This window comes from Candidatus Zixiibacteriota bacterium, assembly GCA_040753495.1.
GTDB lineage: Bacteria > Zixibacteria > MSB-5A5 > GN15 > PGXB01 > DYGG01.
On the sequence record JBFMEF010000051.1, the window covers coordinates 1 to 22,843 of the forward strand.

Sequence of the window (22,843 nt, forward strand, 5' to 3'; positions counted from 1 at the left end):
TTAAGTCGTTAATTGCTTCCAGCGAACAACAGCGCCCGTCATAATGTGCGTCACCACCGACCTCGGCATAATCCCACAGTTTCATATGGGCCGCGGCGACGTCATAACCTTGCTGCTTGAGAAGCATAAGTGCCGTTTACGAATCTACCCCGCCGGATACCGCCACCAGAACTTTCTTCGCCATAATAAAAAAGGGGTCGGATAATCGACCCCGATTATCCTGTGAAATCCCGTTCTATTTTCCTTTATAAAGCGGCGACATCGCCCGCAATCTCTCTATAATCTCGGGAAGAACGGAAATGGTATATTCCAAATCTTCTTTAGTTGTGAATCTCCCAAATGAAAACCGAATCGAGCCCTGGGCAAGTTCCGCGGGAATCTTCATTGCCGTCAGAACATGTGAGGCTTCCAGCGACCCGGAAGTGCAAGCCGAACCGGAAGCGACCCCAATCCCTTTCATATCTAGGGAAAGTATTATCGATTCTCCCTCGACCGCCTGGAACGAGCAATTAACTGTCGAGGGTACCCGCTTGTTATTTTCCCGCGGTCCGTTGAGAAATACGTCCCCAACTTTAGTCTGAAGGTTAGAAATGAAGAAATCTGCCAGTGACGCAAGGCGGGCATGCTCCTTTTCTCGCATCTCTTCGGCAATCTCAATGGCCCGCCCCAGACCGACAATACCGGCCACATTTTCGGTTCCGGCTCTTCTCCCCTTTTCATGATGTCCGCCGTGAAAAAGCGGCGCAATCTTGATTCCTTTACGGATAAATAGGGCGCCCACCCCTTTGGGACCGTAAATCTTATGCGCCGAAAGCGATAACAAGTCGACATCCAGCTCTTTGACATTAACTTTAATTTTTCCGGTTGACTGCACCGCATCGGTATGGAACAAGGCCCCTTTGGCATGCGTCAGCGCGGCGAGCCCTTTGATATCTTGAATGGTGCCAACCTCGTTATTGGCATGCATAATCGAGACTATGGATGTCTGCTCGGTCAACATCTGCTGCAGGGTTTCGCGCGGGATGAAGCCCAAACCATCGGTGCCGGCGTAATCGACTTTAAATCCATCCTTCTGCAATGCTCGGGCAGATTCCAGAATGGCATGATGTTCAATCGAAGAGACCACCAGATGCTCCCGTTTTCCCTTACGCTGGTATGCCGCCCCTTTCAGGGCAATATTGTCGGCTTCGGTGCCACCTGAAGTGAAATATATTTCCGAGGGCTCCGCCCCAATAGCCGCGGCAACCTTCTCCCGCGCCTCCTCAATACCGGCTTTGGCTTCCCGGCCGAAGTGATGGATAGAGCTGGCATTGCCGAATTTCTCTCTCAGATAAGGAAGCATCGCTTCCAAAACTCGCTCATCGAGCGGGGTAGTGCTGTTATAATCAAGATATATCGATTTCAACTGGCATACCTCTAAAATGGTGACTTTCCTAAACTATATTAAAATAGTCAATTTTCGGCCGGTGTCAACAGCTGCCTCCGGCATTTATCCTGATAGGTTACGGCAGATTCTTTAGAAAGCATAAAGAATTGTGAAATGGAAGCGATATCCCGGGTCGGTTTCATCGGTATCGATGCGGCGGGCATAATCGAGGCGAATGGGACCGGCCGGCGAGATAAACTGAAATCCCACTCCGTAGGAAAATGCCACCCGGCTCCATTTTATATCCTCCAGCTTGAAAAAGCCGTTTCCGGCATCGGCAAAAAACGACCCCCAGAGCTTCCCTATCAACGGAAAGCGAAACTCCTGGTTGGCAATCAAAAGCAGATTGGCGCCGCTCGGTGTGCCGTCACCAAGTTTCGGTCCCAAGTCGTTTTCGGCATAGCCTCTGACGCTGTTCGCCCCGCCGGCATAAAACCGCGCGTCGATTGGAACATCCTTCGACTCCCCGAATTCCTTGACATACCCCATCTTCAGCCGTGATGCCGATATCCACCCGGGCCATATCTTCTGAAATCGCGACCAACTGGCTTCGCCACGGTAAAAATTGTCATCGCCATTCAAAACTCCTCCGGCGTACTCGATTTTCAGGATACTCATCGACCCCGTCACCGGTACAAAAGGGTTGTTCCGGCTGTCCCGCACTATGCTGTTATAGAAAATCCTTCGGACATTTATCCCTTTATCCTGACGATACAGAATCTCCTCCTCCGGGCTGAGTCCATAGATATTTACCGACCGGTATTCTAATCCGGTCGTTATCTTAAGTTTCTGATTGAACTCGCGAAAAGTCTCCAGAGAAACAGACCAGGTCTGAATTCTATACGGCTGGACGGCGGAACGCACCCCCGGCGATATCTCCGTCGTAAGGGTCATAGGCATTCGGATACCGAGAAACCATGGCTCCGTGAATCGGGCGCGATAATTATGATAAAGCACCCGCCATTCCGTAAATACCACGAATCCAGAATAGGCGGAGAGTTCCAGGAATCGCGACCCAAAGAGGTTCCGTTTGCCCCATGATGCCGAGAGCCCCCAAATCAAGTCTTTGTAGCGGTCCTGACTGGCGCCGGTTTTAATTGAGACGTAATGAGGGTTCTTCTCTTTCAAAGTCAGTCTTATTCCCGGCTTCAAGCGGCGCGCCGTATCCAGAGTATCTTCCGTGTTGCTGTAGAGCTGCAAGGTCAGGTAATTGCCGGTGCTCAGGAGCCGTTTCTGCGATTCGATAATCTTGCTGCGGCTGTAAATATCACCGGGACGAAAGGTAATTTCGCGGCGGACGCTTCCTGGAGCGTATTTTTCGTTCCCGATGATTTCCAATTCGCCAAAATGCACCAGAGAGTCTGACTGTATATTGAATGTCACTTCCGCCCGGTCGCTCTCGGCCGTTGTATCTACCTTGAAATCAATGCGGGCATAGGGATAACCTTTATTGGCGAAGGATGATTTCAAATCGTAAGTAGCCTGCTTCAGCCGGAATGGGTCCACTGCCTCTTTTGGCTTGAACCGCGCTACAACCCGATTGATATCTTTGCGGAATGATTCCGGATAATTTCCCAGAACCATCAAATCGGAATAAAAGAATCTTCGGCCTTCATGAATATCAATCTTGACCAGAGCGTTAGAATCGGGAAGAATAGGCACGAATTGCTCCTGAACTCTTACACCGAGAAAACCTGAGGTCAAATAGAGATACTTTATCTCTGAGGTGTCTCGCAGGGGCGTTTCGCGTTGCACCCGGATACGTCTATCCGATTTTATCCTTCGAAGAAAGTCATCAGTACGGGAGAACAGAGCGCTCTTTATCTCCGATTCGCCGAAAAACCGGTTACCCGAGACTTGAATGCTCTGGATATAAGGTTTACGGCGCAGCCATCGGTTGAGATAATCAGCCTCGGTGCTGGCTAACGGGGGTTCCGCTGCGAACAAGACCATCAGAAATAAGAAAGCCTTAAAGCCTCGCATCATATTAATAATCCCAGTATAGATTCAGAATAAGATGGTACAAGTCTTCATCGTCGCGTCGTCCCTCAAGCAGCAGATTTCGCTTAAGGCGATATTCAAATCCGACCTCCTGCCCGGCCACCCCAGAGATTGCCGACCGGCCATAGATATAAAGATTGGGATGAGTATAAAATCCAACGGTCAGTCGTGTTCCCAGCGGGTCAAATTTATCCCCATATACCGGGTCGATTTCAAATGTCTCCACCCCCAGTGACCGGGAACCGATCTGAGTGAATTGCGTGCTCAGGTACCCGGAGAGCCCGCTGGTTATCCGGTCGCTGACTCTCTCCGATGTCCCCAGCGATCCTTCACCGGATGATTGATAGTAATTAGTGAATATCAGCGGTATTATCTCTTCCGTGGAAAATTGCGATCCCTCGGCGGCGCTGATTATCGGCTCATCCAGCGTCCCTGTCACATGCACCCGTAAATCAAAATTGGAGACTTCATTCTGGCCGGTCTGGCTGGTCGCCGAGCCCCTAATCTGCGTTACAGCGTATATATCCAGACGCGGATTGGGATATTCAATATCCTCATAACTGATGGTGCTCCCGGTTTCAATTCGAAAGGTTCTGTCAGCCAGAAACCCTTTTCCTCGCAGTATCTCCAGCGAGCCGATATATCGATAAACGCCCTTTTCCCTTATGAAATTTATCTCGCCGGCGAATTCGGCATCGATGTCGTCGTTCTTTATCCAGAGATTCGAAGAGACTTCGACATCCAGGTCCAGGTCCCAGGTCTGGTCGCCCTGAAGCGAGGTCAGCATAATCCACCCTTCATTTTCTCTGGCAAAGTTTTCCCGATAAACCGCCGATTGCAGAGTAACATTTCCGCTCACGGTCGGGGGAGTGAGCCCCCGGACCTGCAGGTCGGCGTCAACCACGGCGTTTATATCGCCCAGCTCATAAACCGCCGGAAAATCGCGTGCCTTAAGCTTCAGGTCATAATCGAACTGGTCAATCGCGTTTACAACAATCGTGCCGCCGCCGCTGATCTGCCCGGCTTTTTTCTTCCCTCCCCGACAAATGCCGGTGACGCTGTCGATGGTCATCACCCGGTCTTTCATGCTCATTTTCAGGTCGATATCTTCTATCGGATCGACCAGGTCGAAAAGTTTCAAGCGCCCCTTTTGTATCGAAATCTTGCCGTCGATTTTCGGTTTTACCGGTGTCCCGGTCAATTTGAAATCGGCCCGGAAGTCCCCGGTAAACTGCTCCACTTCGTTAAGAAGCAGGCTCACCATATCCAGACGGACATCAACCGCCGTAATATCGATATTCTGTTCCTCTTCGAGCCAGAGTGGCTCTTCCGATCTGAACTTGAGATTGACCGGCATCGTGCCTCGCGCGAGATAATATCCGGTATGGCTATTGAGAGCGATAGAATCGATATAAATCATGCTGTCGCGATAATCGCAATTAATATACATATCCCCCAAAACCAGACCTTGGTACTGAAGAGAATCGATGGCGCCGACAAATTCAATCCGGCTGTTGTCGAAAGAACCTGCCAGTTTCCCGCCGCCATGCATGATTCCATCCACATCGAGGCTGTCGTTAATAAGCGCCACCAGCGGTCTGATATGCAATCTTTCGGCGTTAAATGACAGATTCCAGGTGTCGTCATAGTTGACCCGTCCCGTACCTTCCAGGGCGCCTTGAGGACGAAGTAATCGACACTGTTCAATAGCGTAGCCGGAGGAATCTATATTGATTACGATTTCGCCCTGATTTGCCGCATTTAGCTCTATCAAGCGCAAATTCAGAGTATCTAATTTCAAAACCTGCGGATAGGAGAGGTAGTCCAGGCTTCCCCGGCTGTCGGCCTCAGAATACTGATTTCGAAGATAAGCCTTCTCGAATTTAACAAACTGGGAATCAACCGCCATTTCCAGGATTATGGTGTCGAAGGGAATGTCGTAAGCCGAACCATTGAACAACTCCGCATTTACAGAGCCATCCCGGTCGTACAGATAGTGCCTCATATCAAAGTCAATTCGCGCCTGACGAGAATAGATGTCATAAAGCCAGAGTGAATCTGATTTAATTTCTCCGGAGATATCAGGATTGCGAACGACGCCGGTGACTTTAAAGGAGAGGTCGGCGCGCCCCCCCATTCGTTCAATAAAAGTCTGCCGGTTGAACGCCGAAAGGTCTTCAAAGCGCGTTGTTCCGTCGAGGTCAATATCACCTCTATAATCTAATCTCCCCGACACATTGAAGTAATTGTCCTTATAGTGAATTATAAAATCGTCCTGAAATCGAATGCTATCAGTGGTAATGGCCATGGCGCCATTCAGTTCATAGGCGTGATATTCATCAAACCACGATTCCCCCAGGTCAACGATTACATCCAGAAGAAGGCTTTCTCCTTTCAGTCCGCTGCCGCTCAGATCGATATCCCCATTAAGATTTGTTTCATAGGTATCGCTGACCAGATTATTGAGATTGAAGCCGCGAATTTTTGCCTTAAGATGATACCGCTCCGGTTTGATACCGAGGTCGATATCGCCCCGGCCCTCGATAGCGGTGCCGTCAAGAATTTCACCCGAAAGGGTATCCAGTGATAATTCCTTATCAAAGTATCGGAATGCCACCATTAAAGAGTCAAAGAGACGATGCTCAAATGTACCGCTGATTTTTGCTTTCCCCGAAATCTTCCGGTCCTGATATGAGACTTCTCCCTCCGCAGAAATATCGCCGCTTAGATTGACATTGATAAAACTTAATCCCTCGTGAAGATTCAGTCGCCGCGCCTGAAGAAGCATTTTCCACGTCAACCCCTCTGTCAGGGTCATCTGCCCGCCCAAAGTCAGGTCTGACGAATCGGTCTTCAGTACCAGGTCCTGAAGCATCAGGTTGCTTCCTGTCAGCGATGCCTTTCCTTTGGCATAATTAATGTTAAACTTTCGTTCCGAGGAGCGGTAGCTCAAGGTATCAAGCCGCAGAGCATAGGTATTGTCGCGGGCTTCCAGCGCCGCCTTTAATGTTATCCGGTCGAAAATCAGACTATCCTGCGGACGCAATAGACGAAGTCGGAGGCTGGCTAACTCCAATTCCTGAACTTCGAAGGATATTGCTTTCTTATCTCCGGTTCCCTTGACATTCGGAGTTGGCACCAGCCAGCGGCCATCAGCCCCCCTTGTCAGCGTCAATTGCGCCGAATCGATTACAATCTTATTGAATCGAATGACCCCGCGCCAGAAATCGGACGGATTGTATTGAAGTCGGAGAGTTGGTATGGTCGCCATATTATAGCGAGAATTGCCGTCATCATAATCGACCTGAATATTCGATATCACCAGTTCCCGGAAGTAATCGCCGCCGATATCTCCGATATTTACTTTCAGCGAAAGGTTTCCGGCAATGATATTTCGCAACTGACGATTAACCAGATATTCCAGCAATCCCAAATGGAAGAACGCAATATATAACCCCAGTACAAAAGCAAAAACAGATGAGAACAGAATTAACAGCAGTTTATTTTTCAGCCGCATACTTTCTTTCGACCATATCAATAGTTTTATCGGCAAGCCGGCTCGCTTTAATTCCAACCAGAGGCGCGATATCATCCGCTACTTCTCTCAAAAGCCGGATATCGGCGCCGACATTGAGGCTGCCTAATAGATGCGAAATCAGTTGCCGTTCTCGTCGTTCTGCAATCAGGGCCGCCACCTCTGCCAGTTCTCTTTCTTTCTGAGACAGCCCGGGACGTGAAAGCACCTTACCATAACCTTCTATTACCATCCAGCGAAAAAGCTCCGGAGAAAGACGACTGAATCTTTTCTCCAGCAATCGGAAATTCCTGCCATAGACTCTCCGACATAGCGCATATCCCATCCGAAACCATTTCTCCATCTCTTTGGAAGTATAAGCCCTGACCGGCCGGGCGATCTTATATTGTCCAAAGACCTCCCCGAAACAGATTGCGGCTTCAATCATTTTGGGAAAGCCCAGAAACAGATAACTTTGGAGGATTGTCTCATAAATCGCGACTCGAGCCACGCGGTTTGTCTTCAGGCAGCGCAAGATGGCAGTGGTCTGGTCATTGTTGCCAATTGCAATCGAAGCCGAAAGAAAACTGAGCATCCGCAGTCTGCGGTTTTTCTTTCCCCAGTCATGGGAGCGGAAGTATCCGGCGATTTCATCTGTCTTCATCATCAATCCCATAAATAACTTACCGTGCAATAATGGCGCAACCGATATATTATAATAATTGCCAACCAGACCAATAAAAAAACCGCCGAGGCTATATAGCCGCGACGGTCATACTATCCTGTTATCTATTTATCAATAGGTCTGTCCCGCCTCCAATGTGTTGGTTGATTGATTGTTCGGCAACGGACGAATCAGCGGCTGCCCGTTGAGAATAATCTCCAGATAGACCCGCGGATTTACCGGCATAATCATATGCTCTCCGCCTCTGCCGGCATAGGGGTCAAAACTGTTCTGGCTGGCAAGAGAGTTGACAAAACCTTTGATACGATTAACCCGCGCCAATTCCTTCTGAAATGCCCACTGACCGCTTCCGGCAGACGTCCGTTTGTGGATCGCCAAAGCATGCTCACCCTGCGGCTGCACGGTCAGATAGCGGTCATCAAGACCACTTCCGGTGGAAATCTCCTCAACCGCCAGCGGCGAGGGCTCATCTGTAAGAAGATTCTTAACACCGCCGGTCAGGACAAAAGCCAACACCAGGCAGGCGGTCGCCGCCACCGGTATTGCCCGGCTCCAGGAGAATACCGGCGCCTTCTTCGGCGGAAAATATGCCTTGCTCCTGGTCTCCTTAAAGCGCTCTTCAGCAATCCGATTGAGCAGACGAGCATTGAAATCGGGCGCTGTCTGATATGCCCTCAGATGTCTGCCGGCCATAGACATTTCCCGAATAAAACTCTCCTCCCTGCTGCACTCGGTACAACTCTGCAAATGCGCCGCTACTGCCTTACGCTTCCCCTCCGACAGCTCTCCTCTACAGAAGGCTGACAGGTAGTAGCGTACCCTTTGACAACGCATTATACTCCTCCATTCTCGGTTTCAATTTATCTCTAAGTATTGCCCGGGCTCGATTAACCCGCGATTTGACCGTACCCAGCGGAATATTCATTATCTGAGCCACCTCTTCATAGGGAAGCTCCTGAATGTCCCGCAAGACAAATGCGGTTTTATATTTCTCCGGGAGACTCTCTAATGCCTTCTCCAGAGCCTGGGGAAGATTTGACGGCAGTTCCATTTCAACCGCTATCTCCCCTTCTTTCCCTTGCATATCAAAAATATCAAAGAACTTAAATCTTTTTCTCTTCCGCAGCTCATTGCGGGCGAGATTCAAGGCTATCGTGTAAAGCCAGGTAGAGAAACAGTGACGAAAATCAAAAGAATCCCGATGCTGATATACCCGGAGAAATGTCTCCTGAACTATATCCTCTGCCTCCTCTGTCCCCTGGACCATCCGGAAAATGACATTCATCAGACGGTCCCTGTACTTGTCCACAATCTGATTGAAAGCAACCAGGTCCCCCGCCTTGACCCGCTCCATCAGCCGGTAATCAGATTGCTTCTGGTCTTCTTTTTCCACAGGTCACCTGCATAAGTTATTTATAAATATTACATTCGACATTTAACCAAGTTCCTTTAAAAATGGAGCTTTTTATAACAATATGCAAGATAATAAGTTGACAATTACTCAAAAATCCGCCAGGGGTACCCGATAATATAGAGCAAAGTCCCTAAGAGAAATAGAGTTAGCAGCGGCGGCGCCAATAGACGGTAAACTCGGGCAAGATTTGCCTTGAAATACTCATTAGTCAGAATCAAACAGAAGTGTGTCGGCGAAAGCATCATTCCCAGATACCCGGAAAGGAAGGCAAAATAGATGTTCCCGAAATCGATCTCCGGCTGATAAAGATAGCCGGAAAGCAAAGGATAGGATAAGCCAATAAATGCTGTCACCATGCCGGTCAGAAGTCCCACGGAAAATGTCAGGGCAAAAATAATCACTCCCGGCGGCAGTCCAAACTGAAGTGTCAGCCTTGGAATAGAACTTACTGCATTGGATATCTCTAAAAGTTCCTGGAAGGAAAGAATTCCGAAAACCAGCATAAACAGGCTGGGCGCCAGCGCCTCTTTTAGGACTTCGCGAACCTGATTCCACCTGGGTCTTTCCCATGCCAGAAGCAGGATAAGCGCTATGGCAACGGCAACAATCAGCCTCATAGAAAATATTGCCGAAATCGAGATGGCCAGAATTATAGGCCAGACGGCAAGGACTATTTTGCTGAGCGGCAATAGAATACGCCCCCCACTCTGAACCGGCTCTTTAACCTTGCTGACAATGAAAACTATCCCCACGGGAATCATAATCAAAGAGAGGACGATTTGGAGAAGAGTGATAGTGCCGACGGTTTGACTGGTAAGAGCGGCTGTTAGAATCAGCCCCGGATATACAGGCCAGCAGAATTCAATCACATGCCTTGACCAGTAATTAAGGACTGTTAAAAACTCCGGCGAATATTTCCCTTTCGGCAAGACTTCCGCCACCAGCGGCGCTGAGAGAAGCGCTCCCCCCGGCATCGGCATAAGACCGACCATCGCCGGCATTACCGCCGCCGCCGTGCGCGCTCCTCCTTTCAGGCTCCTGGTGGCGTCAACCAAGCGGTTAAAATAACCGATTTCCTTCAGGAGTCGCCCCAGAAAGGTTATCAGAACAATTATTCCATACAGAGTCAGGAACCGCTCCGACAAGAAGAGGTCTTTGTAGATAGCCGGAAACCTTGAGACAGGAACTTGAAACAGCAAACCCAGAAGTATCCCCGCCAAAAATAGCGTGTATCCCACGAATAACTTCTTTCTGATTGCCAGAATGATGACAATGAAGATAATCCCCAGCTTGATGAGGTCGGTCATAGAACCGGAAATATAGACAGCAATCCGATAATGTCAACTACGGTATTGTATTGTCCTATCCCAAATCATATATTGTAGCACCGATATGAAGATAAACTGCTCCATTGATGGCAAGGCGCTACCGGTCCGGCAGGCAGTTATCCCGATTTTTGACAATGCTCTCTTTTACGCCGATGGGCTTTTTGAGACCTTTCTGGCGGTGGGCGACCGCGCTGTCTTTCTCGACGACCACTTAGAACGTCTTGAGAAAGGAGCGCGCCTTATCAATATCAATATTCCGGTCAGTCGCAAGAAGCTGTCGCGATGGATATCAGATGCCCTTGCGCTCAATTCGGCGACGATTAAGAAAGTTCGCGTTACGCTTACTGCCGGCGATTCCCGCTTCTGGTCGGGCCGAAAACAGAAACCGCGCCTTCTCATAATCGTCACCGAGCATCGGCTTCCAAAAGACCCTTTTCGGCTCACGGTCTCCCCTTTCGCCGTCGATGAGCGCTCCCCATTCAGACATATTAAGACTCTCTCTTTTGTGCTGGAAATGTCATCCCGCAAACTGGCATATGCTGAGGGTTTTGATGACGCCATACTTTTGAATCACAAGGGGAATGTTGCCGAAACCTCCTCGGCGAGCCTTTTCTGGGTAAAAAACAATGAGCTTTTCACACCCCCTTTGTCCAGCGGGTGTCTTGAGGGAATGACCCGACGTCATATTCTCGCCCTGGCGTCCGACGCCGGAATCAAAGCCGGGGAAAGAAATATTGACCTCAAAGGATTGCTCAAAGCGGATGAGATTTTCATCTCTTCTTCAATAAAACTTATTCTTCCGGTCACCCATATTTTTCATGATAAAATCGGCTATGACTTCACCGCCGGCAAAGTCACAGCTCAACTCCAGCGACTTCTGAAAGAACTGATATTCAAGAGCAGATAGAATGGAATTCTATGAGGCTGTACAGAAGCGACGTTCCATTCGGGCTTATCTGAAGAAACCGATACCTGATGATATTTTCCGCCGGATTATGGATTCCGCGCGTTTGGCGCCGTCGGCGAAAAATCTACAGCCCTGGAAATTTATCGTCATCCGTGACGACAGCCGGAAAAAAGAGATTGCCCGCATCTGCAAGGAGCGGCTATGGATTGCCGACGCCTCCGTTATCATCGCTGGCGTTGCCACCAACCCTGATTACCGTATGGGCTCGGGGCAGCCGTCATCGCAGATTGATATTGCCATCGCCTTAACGCAAATCGCTCTTGCCGCCGCCAGCGAATCGCTCGGTACCTGCTGGATAGGCTCCTTTGACCTAGCAGCGGCAAAGAAGTACCTCGCTATCCCGGAAGAATATATTCTGGTCGGCTTCATGACCCTTGGATGTCCGGCAGAGGTCCCCCCTCCAAAAGATAGAAAATTTTTGGAGGAGATTCTCATTGATGAGCAGTGGCATGAATGATTTGAGTGCAAATCACAGAAGGCATTGAACAATATTTGTGCTTTGGCGGCGCTGATTATTGACTTCCAATTTTACTTTCCCTCGGAAGCATTCGCGGCAGAAGAATTGGAATGAAATTTGCCTATATCTGTATAAGAGATAAGTAGTTTTTTATTGCCACGGTATGGTTAAAAAGGTATTATCGCCCCAAACGAAAGATTGCTCACTTATCATGGAGGGTAGGATGCGTCAATCTTTGAAGACAATGGCGCTAATAATGGCGCTGTGCGCGATAACTTTTTCGACCGCCGAGGCGCAGCGGCAGGACCGTAAGGCCAACTACGAAATCCCCCTGCGCTATCTCATTAATGCCCCCACGGCAGGGACACTGCCGAGAGGGACTTTTGATGTCATTTTGAGGGTGCAGGCGAATGGCGGCATTCAAAGCGGCACTACTATCGGTCTGACTGACCATTTCATGATCGGCGCCTCCTATGGCGCCGACAGGGTTATATCTGAGACCGACCCCGACTGGCACCCCAGCGTCGAATTCAATATTAAACTGCGCATTGTTGATGAGCAGTACTATATGCCGGCGCTGGCGCTCGGGTTTTCATCTGAAGGATATGGCTCTTATCATGAGGACTGGAAACGATTCACTTACAAGTCAAAAGGATTCTACGCCGTCCTTAGCCGCTCCTTTTACTATTATAACTGGGCCATGGGCGCTCATTTCGGCGTCAACTATTCCCTGGAGCATGAAGTCGATAAAGACAAGGACCCCTCCGTCTTTTTCGGCTTTGATACCCAGTTCAGTTACAATGTCGGGATGACTCTCGAATATGATATGGCTCTCAATGATGACAAATCCGGCTCTTCGTTCGGCAAAGGACGGGGCTACTTCAATATCGGATTGAAATGGCTCTTTGCCGATAATCTGGAAATGGAGGCGGTTTTTGAAAACCTGCTCAACAACCGGCGTGATACCAGTTCTTTTGGCCGCGGCCTCCGCTTCCGCTACCTGGAGTACTTTTAGCCTTCGGAGGTTTAAAATAAATGCGACGCACTATTACCCTCCTGATACCTTTGAGCGTAGTCGTTTTTGCTTTCATCGGCTGTTATACGGTGTTGAAACACCCCACTACCGATGAGAGCTATACCGCCCACGATTATCAGAATAATTGCCTCAGTTGCCATACTGACTATCATGAATATCCCTACGGATATTTTTATGGCCATTATCCTGACTACTGGTGGAGTACCCCCCGCTGGGGACGATACTACGCCTACCCCTGGTGGTGGGATTATTACTGGTATGATGGTGACCGCAAATACCGCGATGATGACGACCTCTCTCCGCGACCATCAGAAGGGGAAAAGGCGGTCCGTCGTGATGCGCTTCGTCCCCCCTATACCAGCCCTACCAGCGTAATTCCCTCTTTTCAGGGAACCAATCCGCCGGCATCAGGCGGCTCTTCCGGCACCAAACCTGGTACCCCCGGCGACCCGCCGCAATCGAAACCGGGCGACGATAAACAGAAGGATAATCCTGATTCCGGGAAAAAGGCTCCCCGCCGTGGCGGAAGGGAATAGAATATGAAGTCATTCTCTATCGGTTTAATATGGCTGCTTTTCATCTGCTTCCCGGCCATGGTGCAGGCTGATTATATTGAAAGCGTTGAAGAAATCACCGCCGGAAATTTCTTTGGATACGGCGCCCGTCAGATGGCTATGGGCGGCGCCGGTCTGATGTCGATTGACGGCGCATCACTGTTCTACAATCCGGCGAATCTTGCCCGCATCCCGCGGATTGAATTCAACCTCGGGATGTCCAATCAGAAATTCAATAACGAGTCGTCGGTACGGAACATCCGCAAAGTTGTCGACCGCAACAGCGTCATCCCGACGGTCGATATCTTTCCGGGACGGTTCGAGGGTTACTCCCCGGTTTCCGGAGCGGCAAAAGACAACCGGAGCAATACTCGTATCAATACGGCGCTGATAACTGTCCCTTACCCCACCTATCGCGGCGCCCTGGTCTTCGGTTTTGGGGTAGCGCGGGTGGCTGATTTTGACCGCACCTTTAAGATGTATCATCGCGACGTAAATGGTCTGGATGACATTGCCGCCTCCGGCTCCGAATTTCAATCGGGGGGACTATATCAGTGGGGCTTCGGATTCGGCGTTGACCTTTCGCCCAATATTTCGTTTGGCGGAACCGCCCTGCTGTACTCCGGCAAACATGAGTACAACTGGGAATATAATCTGGATTCCGCCAACTCACTCCTTTATCGAGAACAGACTTATATCGAGGACAAATATCTCGGGGTTGGAGCCAAACTCGGTTTGGCGATGAAACTGTCGGCCAAAATCGGGCTTGGACTCACTGTCGAAACACCAGTAATGCTAAACGTTGATGAGAACTCAAGTGGTTACACATACAAGGCTGACACTATTATCGACGAGAGTGATTATTTCGACTTCGTCGAGTACAGTGTCAAGAGACCATTTGTGTTTTCTGCCGGCGTCCTTTTCCAGATGAATAACGCCACCGTCGCGGTCGACTTGGATTACACCGACTGGGCGCAACTTTCCTATGGCAATAACGACCTCATGGAACAATACAACGATGAAATTAAGCGATATTATAAAGATGCCCTCCGCTTCCGGGTCGGTGGCGAGTATGTTTTCCCCTCTTTAGGTCTATCCCTCCGCAGCGGCTTTTTTACCGACCCCTTGCCGTTCAAAGAGGAGTTTCAGAATGATAGTCGGTTCGGATATTCTTTCGGATTAGGCGTCCTGGTTGACCAGGTCATGACTATCGACCTGGCATGGGTGCGGACAACTTACAGCCGAAATTCTGATTTTCTGTACGCTTCAGTTTATAACGGAGACCCGGCCGTTGACCACTACTTGATTATCGATGAGGATGTTTCTACCAGCCGGCTTTATCTGACCGCGGCATATCGATTCTAAAAAGTAAAGGCGGTCACTGACCGCCTTCGCTTAAATGCTTTCCCAGTTTTTCAAGATTAGTTTGACAAATTCTTCAACTTCCTCAAACAGTTTTTTCTGAAACTGCTTGGCTTTATCAATGTCGAAACGAGGGTATCCCTCGCCCTTGGTATAAAGGAGGATTGTCCCTGGAATAGGGTAAATGTCGGCTCCGGCTCTGACAAAATACGCCATTTTTTCCTCATACAGCTTTTCGTCCACCAGGGAGGGGTCGACCGCCTGCACCAGCGCGGTTTCATCCAGCGCGGCATGCCCGCCGGCTTCACCGTAAAACTCCACCACCGTGTTGCGGCAAAGTTCCCACCAGTGAATCACGGCGATTTTGACTTTGAATTGATAATGAAAGTTGAGAGAGACCTCTTTCAGAACGGCGTTATTCCCGCCATGTCCGTTGAGTAAGATTACTTTCCTGAAACCGTTGTGCGCGAAAGAGACCAGAATATCATTTATATATTTCCGAAAACTCTCCTCCGATACCGTCACCGAGCCGGGATATCCATAAAGCGAGCGAGTAATTCCATAATTGACTACCGGCGCGATTAAGGCATTTATTCTGTCGGCAAGATAGTGAGCCATCGAAACCGGAATAATATTGTCGGTGCCCAGCGCCGTGACTCCGTGCGCTTCGACCGTCCCGACCGGAAATATCAGGGTGTCAATCTTCTGCGGCACCAGTTCTTTCATCTGGCGCCAGGTCAGTTTTTCCAGTTCACGCTGCATTCCTGGCTACCTGCTCATTATCCTCTCTAACACCAACTCTGTCTCTTTAGCCGATATTTCATCCCCTTCCAGGCGATACTGATTAATATCGCGAATCAGATACTCCAGGTCTTCCGGATGCTCCACGGCGTACCATATCTCCATCTCCGACCAGGAAAGACCTTTCTCCTTGAAACTGTTGGCGACTTCGGCATAAATATTGGGAGAGCGCCAGTCAAACGACGCCAGCTCCACATGGTATTTATTGGACATCCCTATCAGGTAATACCGCCCTTCCACGGTTGGACCGAAGACGGCATCAGACTTTTTGAGAAGTTTCAGCGCCATCCGCAGAAGATTCTCTTTCAAAGTCGGCGTCCTGCTTCCGATGAAGAGGACATGCCGGTAACCGTCATTAAAACATTTCTCAAAAGCGGCTTCCATCTTCCTCCCCCATCTCTCCTGGGGCAGAGCCGTAATACGCAAACCGTTGGAGAGCACTTCCGCTTTCTTCCCTTTCAGTTTCTTGGAAAGATAATTGAGGACCGTGTTAACCGATTTTTTTGTCTCCGGGAAGTCAGCATAGAAAAGATGTATATCGACCCCTTTGGTGTCGAGAATATTCACGATGGTATCGGCGATGAAAGCGTGATGCAACAATCGCAAATCTTCTGCCGTCAGACCGCTGCCGATATCGAGCTCGGAGCCGTCTTCCGTAACTTCCTGTACACAGACTGCCAGAACGGCATCATTTTTCCTGGTATTTGCCATTTTCTCCGCGCTGTTTATATCCTGTATCCTGACATGGCATTCAATATAAAAGGGGGAATCAGCGCCGTCAAGAGACGGCGCCCTGAAAAATATTTTTATTGCTGCTCATCCGACATTTAATGCCGGGAAAGCATCAAGTAAAAAGTTTGAAATATGCTGCAGGAGATTGAAGAATATCAAGATACCGATGAGCATCAAGAGCCCGCCGGATATAATCTCCACCGCCCGAAAATGCCGTTTGATAAATCCGAAAAACCCGATTAGAAAATTAAACAGTAGCGCCGTCAATATGAACGGTATTCCCAGTCCCGCGGAATAAAACGAAAGAAGAATGATTCCCTGGCTGACCGTCTCTTGATTCGCCGCCAGGGTCAATATCGAGCCCAGAATAGGACCGATACAGGGAGTCCAGCCAAAGGCAAAAGCCATCCCGATAAGTCCGGAACCGAGAATGCCGAATTTTTTCTGTCCCGCATGAATCCGCTTTTCATAATTGAGCGCCTTTATTCGCACCAGTCCCGTGACATGCAAGCCCAGGAGAAAGATAATCACTCCGGCGACCTTGTTGAATATCCCCAGATTCTGGAACAGCCACTTGCCGATAAACGATGCCGAGGCGCCCAGCGCTATGAAAACTGTCGAAAAACCGAGAACGAAGAATATGGTGTTGGCAATTATTCGTGATAAATGTTTCGAGGATTTCTCTTTGTCGGTCAATTCTTCCATGGAAACCCCGGAAATAAAAGAAATATATCCCGGGATTAAAGGCAAGACACAGGGAGATACGAACGACAGTCCTCCGGCGAGCAAGGCGCTTAGATAGCTTACGCTGCTTTCAAACATTAGAACTCCTCAATTTAGATTGAGGAGGAATATAATCGGAAAAGACCAAATCGGGAATTATTTTTTTGCCGCCAGTATCTTGGCGAGGTCGCTTTTGACCAGTTTGAAAATGGTTTCGGCATCCAGCTTTGAGGCAATCTCTTTCGCCAGCCTTTCGGCAAGAAGCTCCGCCACATAGTTTGAAAAGTGTCGAACTTCGCCCAGGTCGGCCGATTCGGGGAGGGCCGGCGTTTCGCCCCTGTCGGCGCTGACCGCTTCTGCCTGACTCTCCAGCTGCTTAACCTCTTCCTTAAACTTCTCTATGAACTTCTCAACACCGGCCGCAACCGCCGGCATCTCTTCAGAAATGTTGGTGGCAGGATGTTCCACCTCCGCCACGGTCGGCGGAATCGGCTCCATAATCTTTTCGCTTGGGGTGGAGGTTACTTTGGGTCCATCAGGAGTAAATGTGATGTTTGCGGCATCCTTCTGCATTTCCTTGATGAACCAGTCATAATCATGGACATTCGGTTTCAATACATCCGGTTTGGCTGGCGCCTCATGAGTAATCAGACCATACTGGTCCGAGGCGATTTCGATTTGGGACGTCCCAGAGAGCTTCTCCTGTCCCTTTTTCGGTTCCTTTACCGTGCCGTTGTCCTCGCGAATCATCAGAGTTTCGACTTTTTGCATGCCGCCTTTCTTCTCCTGCTCGTCAATCGGCTGTTGCGCAATATTGAAGGCATCGCCGCCGTCTGACTTGGCTCCGGTCTTCAGTTTACCAGTCATGAATGTCTTGTCAAACTCTTCGGATGATTCCACCGAAATTTTTTCTATCCCCAGCGCGGCATCGAGGAAAGCGTCATCGATAGTATCCATAGTGAAGTGGTCGCGAAGCGCGGCTCCGGAAGTCGCCGGCTTTTGATTCCCGCCGCCGGCAAAAAGACGAACCCTCTCGATAAAGTCATTCGGCTCAAAAGGACGGGGAAGGATAACTTCGTCAGGATACGGCAGAGAACGGCCATCGGGGTCGGCGATGAGCAGAAGCGGAATCGACGCCATCATGGGATTCTCTTCCAGGGAATCATAGAGATATTTTCCTTCGGCGTCTTTCAGGTCCGCCCCCAGAACGATAAGATTTGGCTGTCCGGTAATGATAAGCTCTTTGGCTTTTTCCAATGTCGCTGCCGAGACGACATCATATCCATTCTGATGCAATACCGCTTCAGCGATACCCCGAATGGTGTCAGACTTTTCTGCTACCAGTATCTTCTTTGGCATTTAACCTGTGAATGCAAAATTATTTATCATTCTTGGATAAAATCTGGCTGGCTTCCTCAAGGAATTTGCGGTCATCCCGGGATATATTTTCGATGCCTACCTCGTTGATCTTATCCAGGATAGCATCAACTCTTCTCATTATTTCTTCGGCTTTTTGACGGTTTTTCTCCAGTTGATTAACCTTTCGCTTGTGGCGCAACGACTTCAGCCACTGGAAAGGGCGCCGTAACCGCCAGTCCGCCTTAAGATAAAGGAATCCCACCAGTGCCCCCCCGAGATGTGCCAGATGCGCCACGTTTGGCCCTGCCGCCAGAAAATTCAAGACCGCGAAAAGCGGAATTGCCCAGCGAACCTTCATCGGGAAGATAAAGAAAATGAGAAGATAACGGTCGGGGAACATTAACCAGTATGCCAAAAGCACTCCATAAATGGCGCCCGATGCTCCAACTATTGGCCGGGACAACCCTGGATTTAACGCCAGAGAAAGAAGGGCACCGCCCAGACCACACAGAAGATAGAACTTGAGAAATGAACGCGAACCCCAGGACTGTTCAATCTCGGTGCCGAACATCCAGAGAGAAAACATATTGAAAAAGATATGGAAGAACCCCGCATGGAAAAACATGTAGGTCAACGGTTGAAACAGATAATTCGGGAACTCCCGAAAGAAAATTGCCGGCGTCAGCCCGAACGTCAATTCAATCGGATACTTTAACAGAAGCTGAAGAAAAAAGACCCCGCCGGTTACAATCATCAGGTACTTTATAGCCGGTGAGAGGAGCCCGGGACCGATTCGAAAACTCGACGGCGCGCCGGAATAATGTTCGTTCCAACTCATAATTAACCTATCGGCATGCTTTCACTTATGCTTAATAATGGCGACTTGCGCCCGCTTTGTCAATCAAATAGAGATAGGGACAGCAAACAATTCTTTACTAATTGTTTTACATGTCAGAGTCTTTCTTAGATGACGACTCATCCAACTGGATGTCACAGCTGCTCGGAAGTCAAGTATGTTTACCCAGGCGAGGAAGAACAAAGACCAGAATGAGAATCCAGATTGCCAGAAATATAGCCAGGAAAATGATATCGTAGCTGCACATGCCAAATCTACTCAATCATGCCGGAATGCTCTTTGAAAATGCAGCGGTCCATAACCATAATCAAGCCGGCCTTCTCCCCCATCTGAAACGCCGGTAGCGAAATCACCCCTTCTTGCAGCCAGACCGCTTTGGCGCCGACAGCTATCGCCTCAGCCGTTATTTCCGCCGCCGCATCACCCCTGCGGAAAACATCCACAATATCAATCTTCTCCGGCACTGATTTTAAGTCCGGATATGATTTCTCCCCCAGCACTTCTGTTTCATTGGGATTCACCGGAATGACGCGATACCCTTTCTCCATAAGATATCGCCCGATATTATGGCTGGGCCTTTCGGGATTTGAGGAGAGCCCTACTACAGCAATTACCTTAGAGCTGTTAAGAAGCCCTCGAATCTGCTCCGGAGAGGGGTTTTTCCACCCTTCTCCGGTGTCACTGTAGGTTGGCATATCTCAAGCAAGTACTTTGGCAAGACGATTGACAAGCTGCGCTTTCGGAATCGCCCCAATTACCTGGTCGACTAACTGACCGTTCTTAAAAAAGAGCAGGGTCGGAATTGACATAATTCCGTACTGGGAGGCAACTTTGGTGTTAGAGTCAACATCCATCTTGGCTATTTTCAATTTGCCGTCATACTCGGTGGCGACTTCTTCCAAAATCGGGGCAATCATTTTACAGGGACCGCACCAGGTCGCCCAAAAATCCACTATGACTGGCTTATCTGATTTAATGACTTCAGCTTCGAAAGAACCATCACTGATTTCTACCGGTTTGCTCATTTTTACTCCATTTCATTCTTATAATTTTATGTAATGCTTTAACAACTTGTCACATCTTAAGTTCCCAGCATTTCCCGCCGCGCCAGCGCAATCGGTACCGAGCCGTAAGATAATAATTCATCGTGAAATTGCCGCAAACTTTTATTCGGAAATTTCAAGCGGTAGTCGGTCGATAGACGCTCTATCTCTATTTTGCCTATCAGATAACTCATCGGTTGCGTTGGATTCTGGGTGTATCGCCGCACCTCGGCCACGGCGCTGGTCGGCTCCAGCATCGCCGTCTCTACCAGCATTTTAACCGCCTCATCGAATGTCATCTCCCCGGTGTGAATCCCCACGTCAATCACTACCCGGCAGGAGCGCCATAGCTGGTCTTTCAGCTGCATCAGGTCGGTCCGTCGGTCCCGATAAAATCCTTCCCTTTTCATCAATTCCTCACAATAGAGAGCCCATCCCTCCACAAATACATTGGTGCCAAAAACTCGTCTCACTTTCGAGGGCAAGCGGTTGGCGAGGCATAACTGCAAATGATGCCCCGGGTACCCCTCGTGCAGCGCCCTGACTTCAATGGCGGCGCGACTGTGACCGGTCAGCTGTGTCTGCTGATGTTCCCGGCTGAGCCGTTTGTCAAGCGGAGTTACCCAGAAATATCCCTTTTGATTGGTTTCAAACGGAGCCGGCTGCATATACGCCGCATAAGGCAGTGTTCCCCGTTCTGAAGGGGGCGTAGTCATTATTTCCAGAGACTCGTCAGGCGGCAGAGTTACCAGCCCCCGAGCCACGACAAATTCCCGTGTTTTCCGTACCACTTCGCGGTAATAATTCTCCAGCTCGGCTTCTTCGGGGGTATCTTTTTTGATATCTTCAATAACTTCCCGAAGACTTTTCCGGGGCTCAATATCAGCTGCCGTCTCACGCATCTCCCGGAGTGTCCGCTCCAGATATTCCTGCCCCATCTTTTTGAGGTCCGAGGCTCGGTAGGGCAGCAGATGATGTCGCTGGAGAAGAACTTCGTAGAATTCACTGCCCGCCGCAAAGGAGCCATCTGCCCGCTTAAGCAACTCATTGCTTATAAATTGCTCATATTCTTCGACAAATTTAGAAGCCAGAGTGGCGGCAGCCATTAGCTCGTGGCGCAGCGGCGGGAATTTTGTCGCTGTTCCTGTTATTATGCTTGTAAAATATTTCTGAGCGGCCGAGTTGGCTTCCTGAGCCATTGTCAGCCATTCGCGCGGAATTTTCTCTGATTGTCTCAGACTATCCATTGCTTCCGTGAGAAAGCGGGGTATATCCTTGAGCCGCCCCAGTAGCGCCGCCAGCCGCTCCTCAAGGGGCGCAAATTCCCTAATCTCGAGAATCAAAAGCGCCATGATTGCCGCATTGGGATATAGAGACGGGTCATTCTTAAAGCGGTCGAAATATTCCCCCTCGGCTATCCCTTTCTCGATTTCGCACAGAAGCACTTCCAGGTCCAGCCTCTCCCCGGGGTCCAGCGTATCCGCTTTCAGCCGTGTCTCGATTTCGCGGCGCCAGTTACGAAGCTTTCTTTGATATTCTTTCCGCTCGGTAATTCCCCAGTGGTCCAATTCTGAGTCATATTTATGAATGCCATTAAAAGTAGCCGAAGAGCAGTTTATCTGCCAGTAGGTATCGAGGAAGGAATCTATTAATTCGTCGACCTTCGGATGCCGTGGCGCGCTCATGCTATTCTCTGAGTCGTTGTCTCCTGCGAATTCCGGGCAAAATTGCGGACCTGCTCCACAAAGGCTTCCAGCCTGGTTTCTTCACCAGTGTCCTGAAGCCCCTCATAGCTGATATTCAGCCACGGAATATTACGCAAGTCAGCCGCCACCCGTCGGGATAAGGAAGTGACAATTGTCCCCGGCATGCAGTTAAATGGCATGCAATTGATAATTCCCGAGGCTCCCGACTGGAAGAAATCGACTGCCTTGCCTATGGAAAGGACCGCCTCGCCTCTAACCGTTACCGGCAGATAGGGCGAAGCATACTGAAGCACCCGCGCAATCGAGCTCTCTTTTTCAATTGGGAAATTCTTTTGGAAATGTCTCTCGATTTCTTTTTCGTCACGATGCTGATAATACCCCTGCAGAGTGGCTTTGACTATATTCTTCCATCTTTTTCTGTATAATGAATCAAGCTTGAAGGTAAAAGAGGTGTAATTCACCCACTCTCCAAAAGTGGCGAGACGGACCTCCATCCCCAGAGCTTCCAGTTTCTCTATAAGATGATTATTGGAGAAACGATTGTTTCTAAGATATATCTCCCCCACCAACCCAATTACCGGTTTCCCTCGCGGGTGGCATTTAATCTGGGCGAATTTCGCGGCGGCCTCTTCCGCCAGCAGATTGATATCGTTGCCAGCGATGATGCAATCCTGCAGCGTCTTTAGATAGTGGTTATAGGTGTTTTCTGATGTCCCCTTCTCGACTTCGTAAGGTCTGGTTGTGAGCAAAGCCTTAATCAAGCAATCGATGAAGACCATTCCGCGCCAGCCTAATCGTCGAAACGGCGTCTTTTCTAAACCGAAGTCACTATAAGCTGAGCGCGAATTGGGCGAATAAATAGGCACATTTTTGTAACCC

General features: G+C 49.4%; 21 protein-coding genes. 5 read left to right on the top strand and 16 right to left on the bottom strand.

All coding sequences use genetic code 11. The features are described 5' to 3' along the window. Positions 1 to 235: 235 nt before the first annotated feature. The 7 genes from nifS to AB1690_03185 form a co-directional block, all read right to left on the bottom strand. Positions 236 to 1,405 carry a cysteine desulfurase NifS gene (nifS, locus tag AB1690_03155; protein ID MEW6014301.1) on the bottom strand — a complete coding sequence of 390 codons (1,170 nt, stop codon included), beginning with the start codon at positions 1,403 to 1,405 and terminating at the stop codon, positions 236 to 238. A gap of 111 nt (positions 1,406 to 1,516) precedes the next feature. Continuing rightward, complete coding sequence (locus AB1690_03160; protein MEW6014302.1) at positions 1,517 to 3,412, bottom strand: BamA/TamA family outer membrane protein; 1,896 nt, start codon at positions 3,410 to 3,412, stop codon at positions 1,517 to 1,519. Between the two features lies 1 nt (position 3,413). After that, positions 3,414 to 6,944 (bottom strand): translocation/assembly module TamB domain-containing protein, encoded by a 3,531-nt coding sequence (locus AB1690_03165; GenBank protein ID MEW6014303.1) that lies wholly within the window; start codon positions 6,942 to 6,944, stop codon positions 3,414 to 3,416. Further along, on the bottom strand, positions 6,928 to 7,608 hold the full coding sequence (locus AB1690_03170) for a carboxymuconolactone decarboxylase family protein (GenBank protein MEW6014304.1): 681 nt from the start codon (positions 7,606 to 7,608) through the stop codon (positions 6,928 to 6,930). The genes AB1690_03165 and AB1690_03170 overlap by 17 nt, the downstream gene beginning before the upstream one ends. Before the next feature lie 129 nt (positions 7,609 to 7,737). Next, positions 7,738 to 8,325: a hypothetical protein gene (locus AB1690_03175; protein MEW6014305.1), complete on the bottom strand. Its 588-nt coding sequence runs from the start codon at positions 8,323 to 8,325 to the stop codon at positions 7,738 to 7,740. A gap of 91 nt (positions 8,326 to 8,416) precedes the next feature. Next, complete coding sequence (locus tag AB1690_03180) at positions 8,417 to 9,019, bottom strand: sigma-70 family RNA polymerase sigma factor (protein ID MEW6014306.1); 603 nt, start codon at positions 9,017 to 9,019, stop codon at positions 8,417 to 8,419. Between the two features lie 104 nt (positions 9,020 to 9,123). Next, positions 9,124 to 10,347, bottom strand: a complete 1,224-nt coding sequence (locus tag AB1690_03185) for a DUF401 family protein (GenBank protein MEW6014307.1) — start codon at positions 10,345 to 10,347, stop codon at positions 9,124 to 9,126. Between the two features lie 85 nt (positions 10,348 to 10,432). Between AB1690_03185 and AB1690_03190 the strand changes: the two genes are divergently transcribed. The 5 genes from AB1690_03190 (at position 10,433) to AB1690_03210 (ending at position 14,747) form a co-directional block, all read left to right on the top strand. Further along, positions 10,433 to 11,275 (top strand): aminotransferase class IV, encoded by an 843-nt coding sequence (locus AB1690_03190; GenBank protein MEW6014308.1) that lies wholly within the window; start codon positions 10,433 to 10,435, stop codon positions 11,273 to 11,275. A 1-nt stretch (position 11,276) separates the two neighbouring features. Continuing rightward, positions 11,277 to 11,792, top strand: a complete 516-nt coding sequence (locus AB1690_03195) for a nitroreductase family protein (protein MEW6014309.1) — start codon at positions 11,277 to 11,279, stop codon at positions 11,790 to 11,792. 223 nt (positions 11,793 to 12,015) lie between these two features. Further along, on the top strand, positions 12,016 to 12,807 hold the full coding sequence (locus tag AB1690_03200) for a hypothetical protein (protein ID MEW6014310.1): 792 nt from the start codon (positions 12,016 to 12,018) through the stop codon (positions 12,805 to 12,807). Between the two features lie 20 nt (positions 12,808 to 12,827). Continuing rightward, on the top strand, positions 12,828 to 13,364 hold the full coding sequence (locus AB1690_03205; GenBank protein MEW6014311.1) for a hypothetical protein: 537 nt from the start codon (positions 12,828 to 12,830) through the stop codon (positions 13,362 to 13,364). Between the two features lie 3 nt (positions 13,365 to 13,367). Beyond that, positions 13,368 to 14,747 carry an outer membrane protein transport protein gene (locus AB1690_03210; GenBank protein ID MEW6014312.1) on the top strand — a complete coding sequence of 460 codons (1,380 nt, stop codon included), beginning with the start codon at positions 13,368 to 13,370 and terminating at the stop codon, positions 14,745 to 14,747. A 30-nt stretch (positions 14,748 to 14,777) separates the two neighbouring features. Here the strand turns inward: AB1690_03210 and AB1690_03215 are convergent, their stop codons facing one another. From AB1690_03215 to AB1690_03255, 9 genes are all read right to left on the bottom strand, one after another. Beyond that, positions 14,778 to 15,506: a creatininase family protein gene (locus AB1690_03215; GenBank protein MEW6014313.1), complete on the bottom strand. Its 729-nt coding sequence runs from the start codon at positions 15,504 to 15,506 to the stop codon at positions 14,778 to 14,780. A 6-nt stretch (positions 15,507 to 15,512) separates the two neighbouring features. Further along, on the bottom strand, positions 15,513 to 16,256 hold the full coding sequence (locus AB1690_03220; protein ID MEW6014314.1) for a DUF2064 domain-containing protein: 744 nt from the start codon (positions 16,254 to 16,256) through the stop codon (positions 15,513 to 15,515). A 105-nt stretch (positions 16,257 to 16,361) separates the two neighbouring features. After that, complete coding sequence (locus AB1690_03225) at positions 16,362 to 17,099, bottom strand: cytochrome c biogenesis protein CcdA (protein MEW6014315.1); 738 nt, start codon at positions 17,097 to 17,099, stop codon at positions 16,362 to 16,364. 57 nt (positions 17,100 to 17,156) lie between these two features. Then, positions 17,157 to 18,359 carry a hypothetical protein gene (locus AB1690_03230; GenBank protein ID MEW6014316.1) on the bottom strand — a complete coding sequence of 401 codons (1,203 nt, stop codon included), beginning with the start codon at positions 18,357 to 18,359 and terminating at the stop codon, positions 17,157 to 17,159. Between the two features lie 19 nt (positions 18,360 to 18,378). After that, positions 18,379 to 19,197 carry a rhomboid family intramembrane serine protease gene (locus tag AB1690_03235; protein ID MEW6014317.1) on the bottom strand — a complete coding sequence of 273 codons (819 nt, stop codon included), beginning with the start codon at positions 19,195 to 19,197 and terminating at the stop codon, positions 18,379 to 18,381. 272 nt (positions 19,198 to 19,469) lie between these two features. Next, complete coding sequence (locus tag AB1690_03240) at positions 19,470 to 19,910, bottom strand: CoA-binding protein (protein MEW6014318.1); 441 nt, start codon at positions 19,908 to 19,910, stop codon at positions 19,470 to 19,472. A 3-nt stretch (positions 19,911 to 19,913) separates the two neighbouring features. After that, on the bottom strand, positions 19,914 to 20,240 hold the full coding sequence (trxA, locus tag AB1690_03245; GenBank protein ID MEW6014319.1) for a thioredoxin: 327 nt from the start codon (positions 20,238 to 20,240) through the stop codon (positions 19,914 to 19,916). 56 nt (positions 20,241 to 20,296) lie between these two features. Further along, positions 20,297 to 21,943 (bottom strand): DUF885 domain-containing protein, encoded by a 1,647-nt coding sequence (locus AB1690_03250; protein ID MEW6014320.1) that lies wholly within the window; start codon positions 21,941 to 21,943, stop codon positions 20,297 to 20,299. Then, a partial coding sequence (locus AB1690_03255; protein MEW6014321.1) for a hypothetical protein occupies positions 21,940 to 22,843 on the bottom strand: 904 nt, incomplete at its 5' end. The genes AB1690_03250 and AB1690_03255, both read right to left, overlap by 4 nt.

Excerpts from the sequence above, each read along its gene's own strand:
- AB1690_03190 (MEW6014308.1), top strand. The coding sequence starts at position 10,433 with ATGAAGATAAACTGCTCCATTGATGGCAAGGCGCTACCGGTCCGGCAG.
- AB1690_03185 (MEW6014307.1), bottom strand. The coding sequence starts at position 10,347 with ATGACCGACCTCATCAAGCTGGGGATTATCTTCATTGTCATCATTCTG.
- AB1690_03225 (MEW6014315.1), bottom strand. The coding sequence starts at position 17,099 with ATGTTTGAAAGCAGCGTAAGCTATCTAAGCGCCTTGCTCGCCGGAGGA.
- AB1690_03235 (MEW6014317.1), bottom strand. The coding sequence starts at position 19,197 with ATGAGTTGGAACGAACATTATTCCGGCGCGCCGTCGAGTTTTCGAATC.
- AB1690_03195 (MEW6014309.1), top strand. The coding sequence starts at position 11,277 with ATGGAATTCTATGAGGCTGTACAGAAGCGACGTTCCATTCGGGCTTAT.
- AB1690_03205 (MEW6014311.1), top strand. The coding sequence starts at position 12,828 with ATGCGACGCACTATTACCCTCCTGATACCTTTGAGCGTAGTCGTTTTT.
- AB1690_03250 (MEW6014320.1), bottom strand. The coding sequence starts at position 21,943 with ATGAGCGCGCCACGGCATCCGAAGGTCGACGAATTAATAGATTCCTTC.
- AB1690_03240 (MEW6014318.1), bottom strand. The coding sequence starts at position 19,910 with ATGCCAACCTACAGTGACACCGGAGAAGGGTGGAAAAACCCCTCTCCG.
- AB1690_03220 (MEW6014314.1), bottom strand. The coding sequence starts at position 16,256 with ATGGCAAATACCAGGAAAAATGATGCCGTTCTGGCAGTCTGTGTACAG.
- AB1690_03175 (MEW6014305.1), bottom strand. The coding sequence starts at position 8,325 with ATGTCTATGGCCGGCAGACATCTGAGGGCATATCAGACAGCGCCCGAT.
- trxA (MEW6014319.1), bottom strand. The coding sequence starts at position 20,240 with ATGAGCAAACCGGTAGAAATCAGTGATGGTTCTTTCGAAGCTGAAGTC.
- AB1690_03170 (MEW6014304.1), bottom strand. The coding sequence starts at position 7,608 with ATGATGAAGACAGATGAAATCGCCGGATACTTCCGCTCCCATGACTGG.
- AB1690_03200 (MEW6014310.1), top strand. The coding sequence starts at position 12,016 with ATGCGTCAATCTTTGAAGACAATGGCGCTAATAATGGCGCTGTGCGCG.
- AB1690_03165 (MEW6014303.1), bottom strand. The coding sequence starts at position 6,944 with ATGCGGCTGAAAAATAAACTGCTGTTAATTCTGTTCTCATCTGTTTTT.
- AB1690_03210 (MEW6014312.1), top strand. The coding sequence starts at position 13,368 with ATGAAGTCATTCTCTATCGGTTTAATATGGCTGCTTTTCATCTGCTTC.
- AB1690_03215 (MEW6014313.1), bottom strand. The coding sequence starts at position 15,506 with ATGCAGCGTGAACTGGAAAAACTGACCTGGCGCCAGATGAAAGAACTG.
- AB1690_03230 (MEW6014316.1), bottom strand. The coding sequence starts at position 18,359 with ATGCCAAAGAAGATACTGGTAGCAGAAAAGTCTGACACCATTCGGGGT.
- AB1690_03160 (MEW6014302.1), bottom strand. The coding sequence starts at position 3,412 with ATGATGCGAGGCTTTAAGGCTTTCTTATTTCTGATGGTCTTGTTCGCA.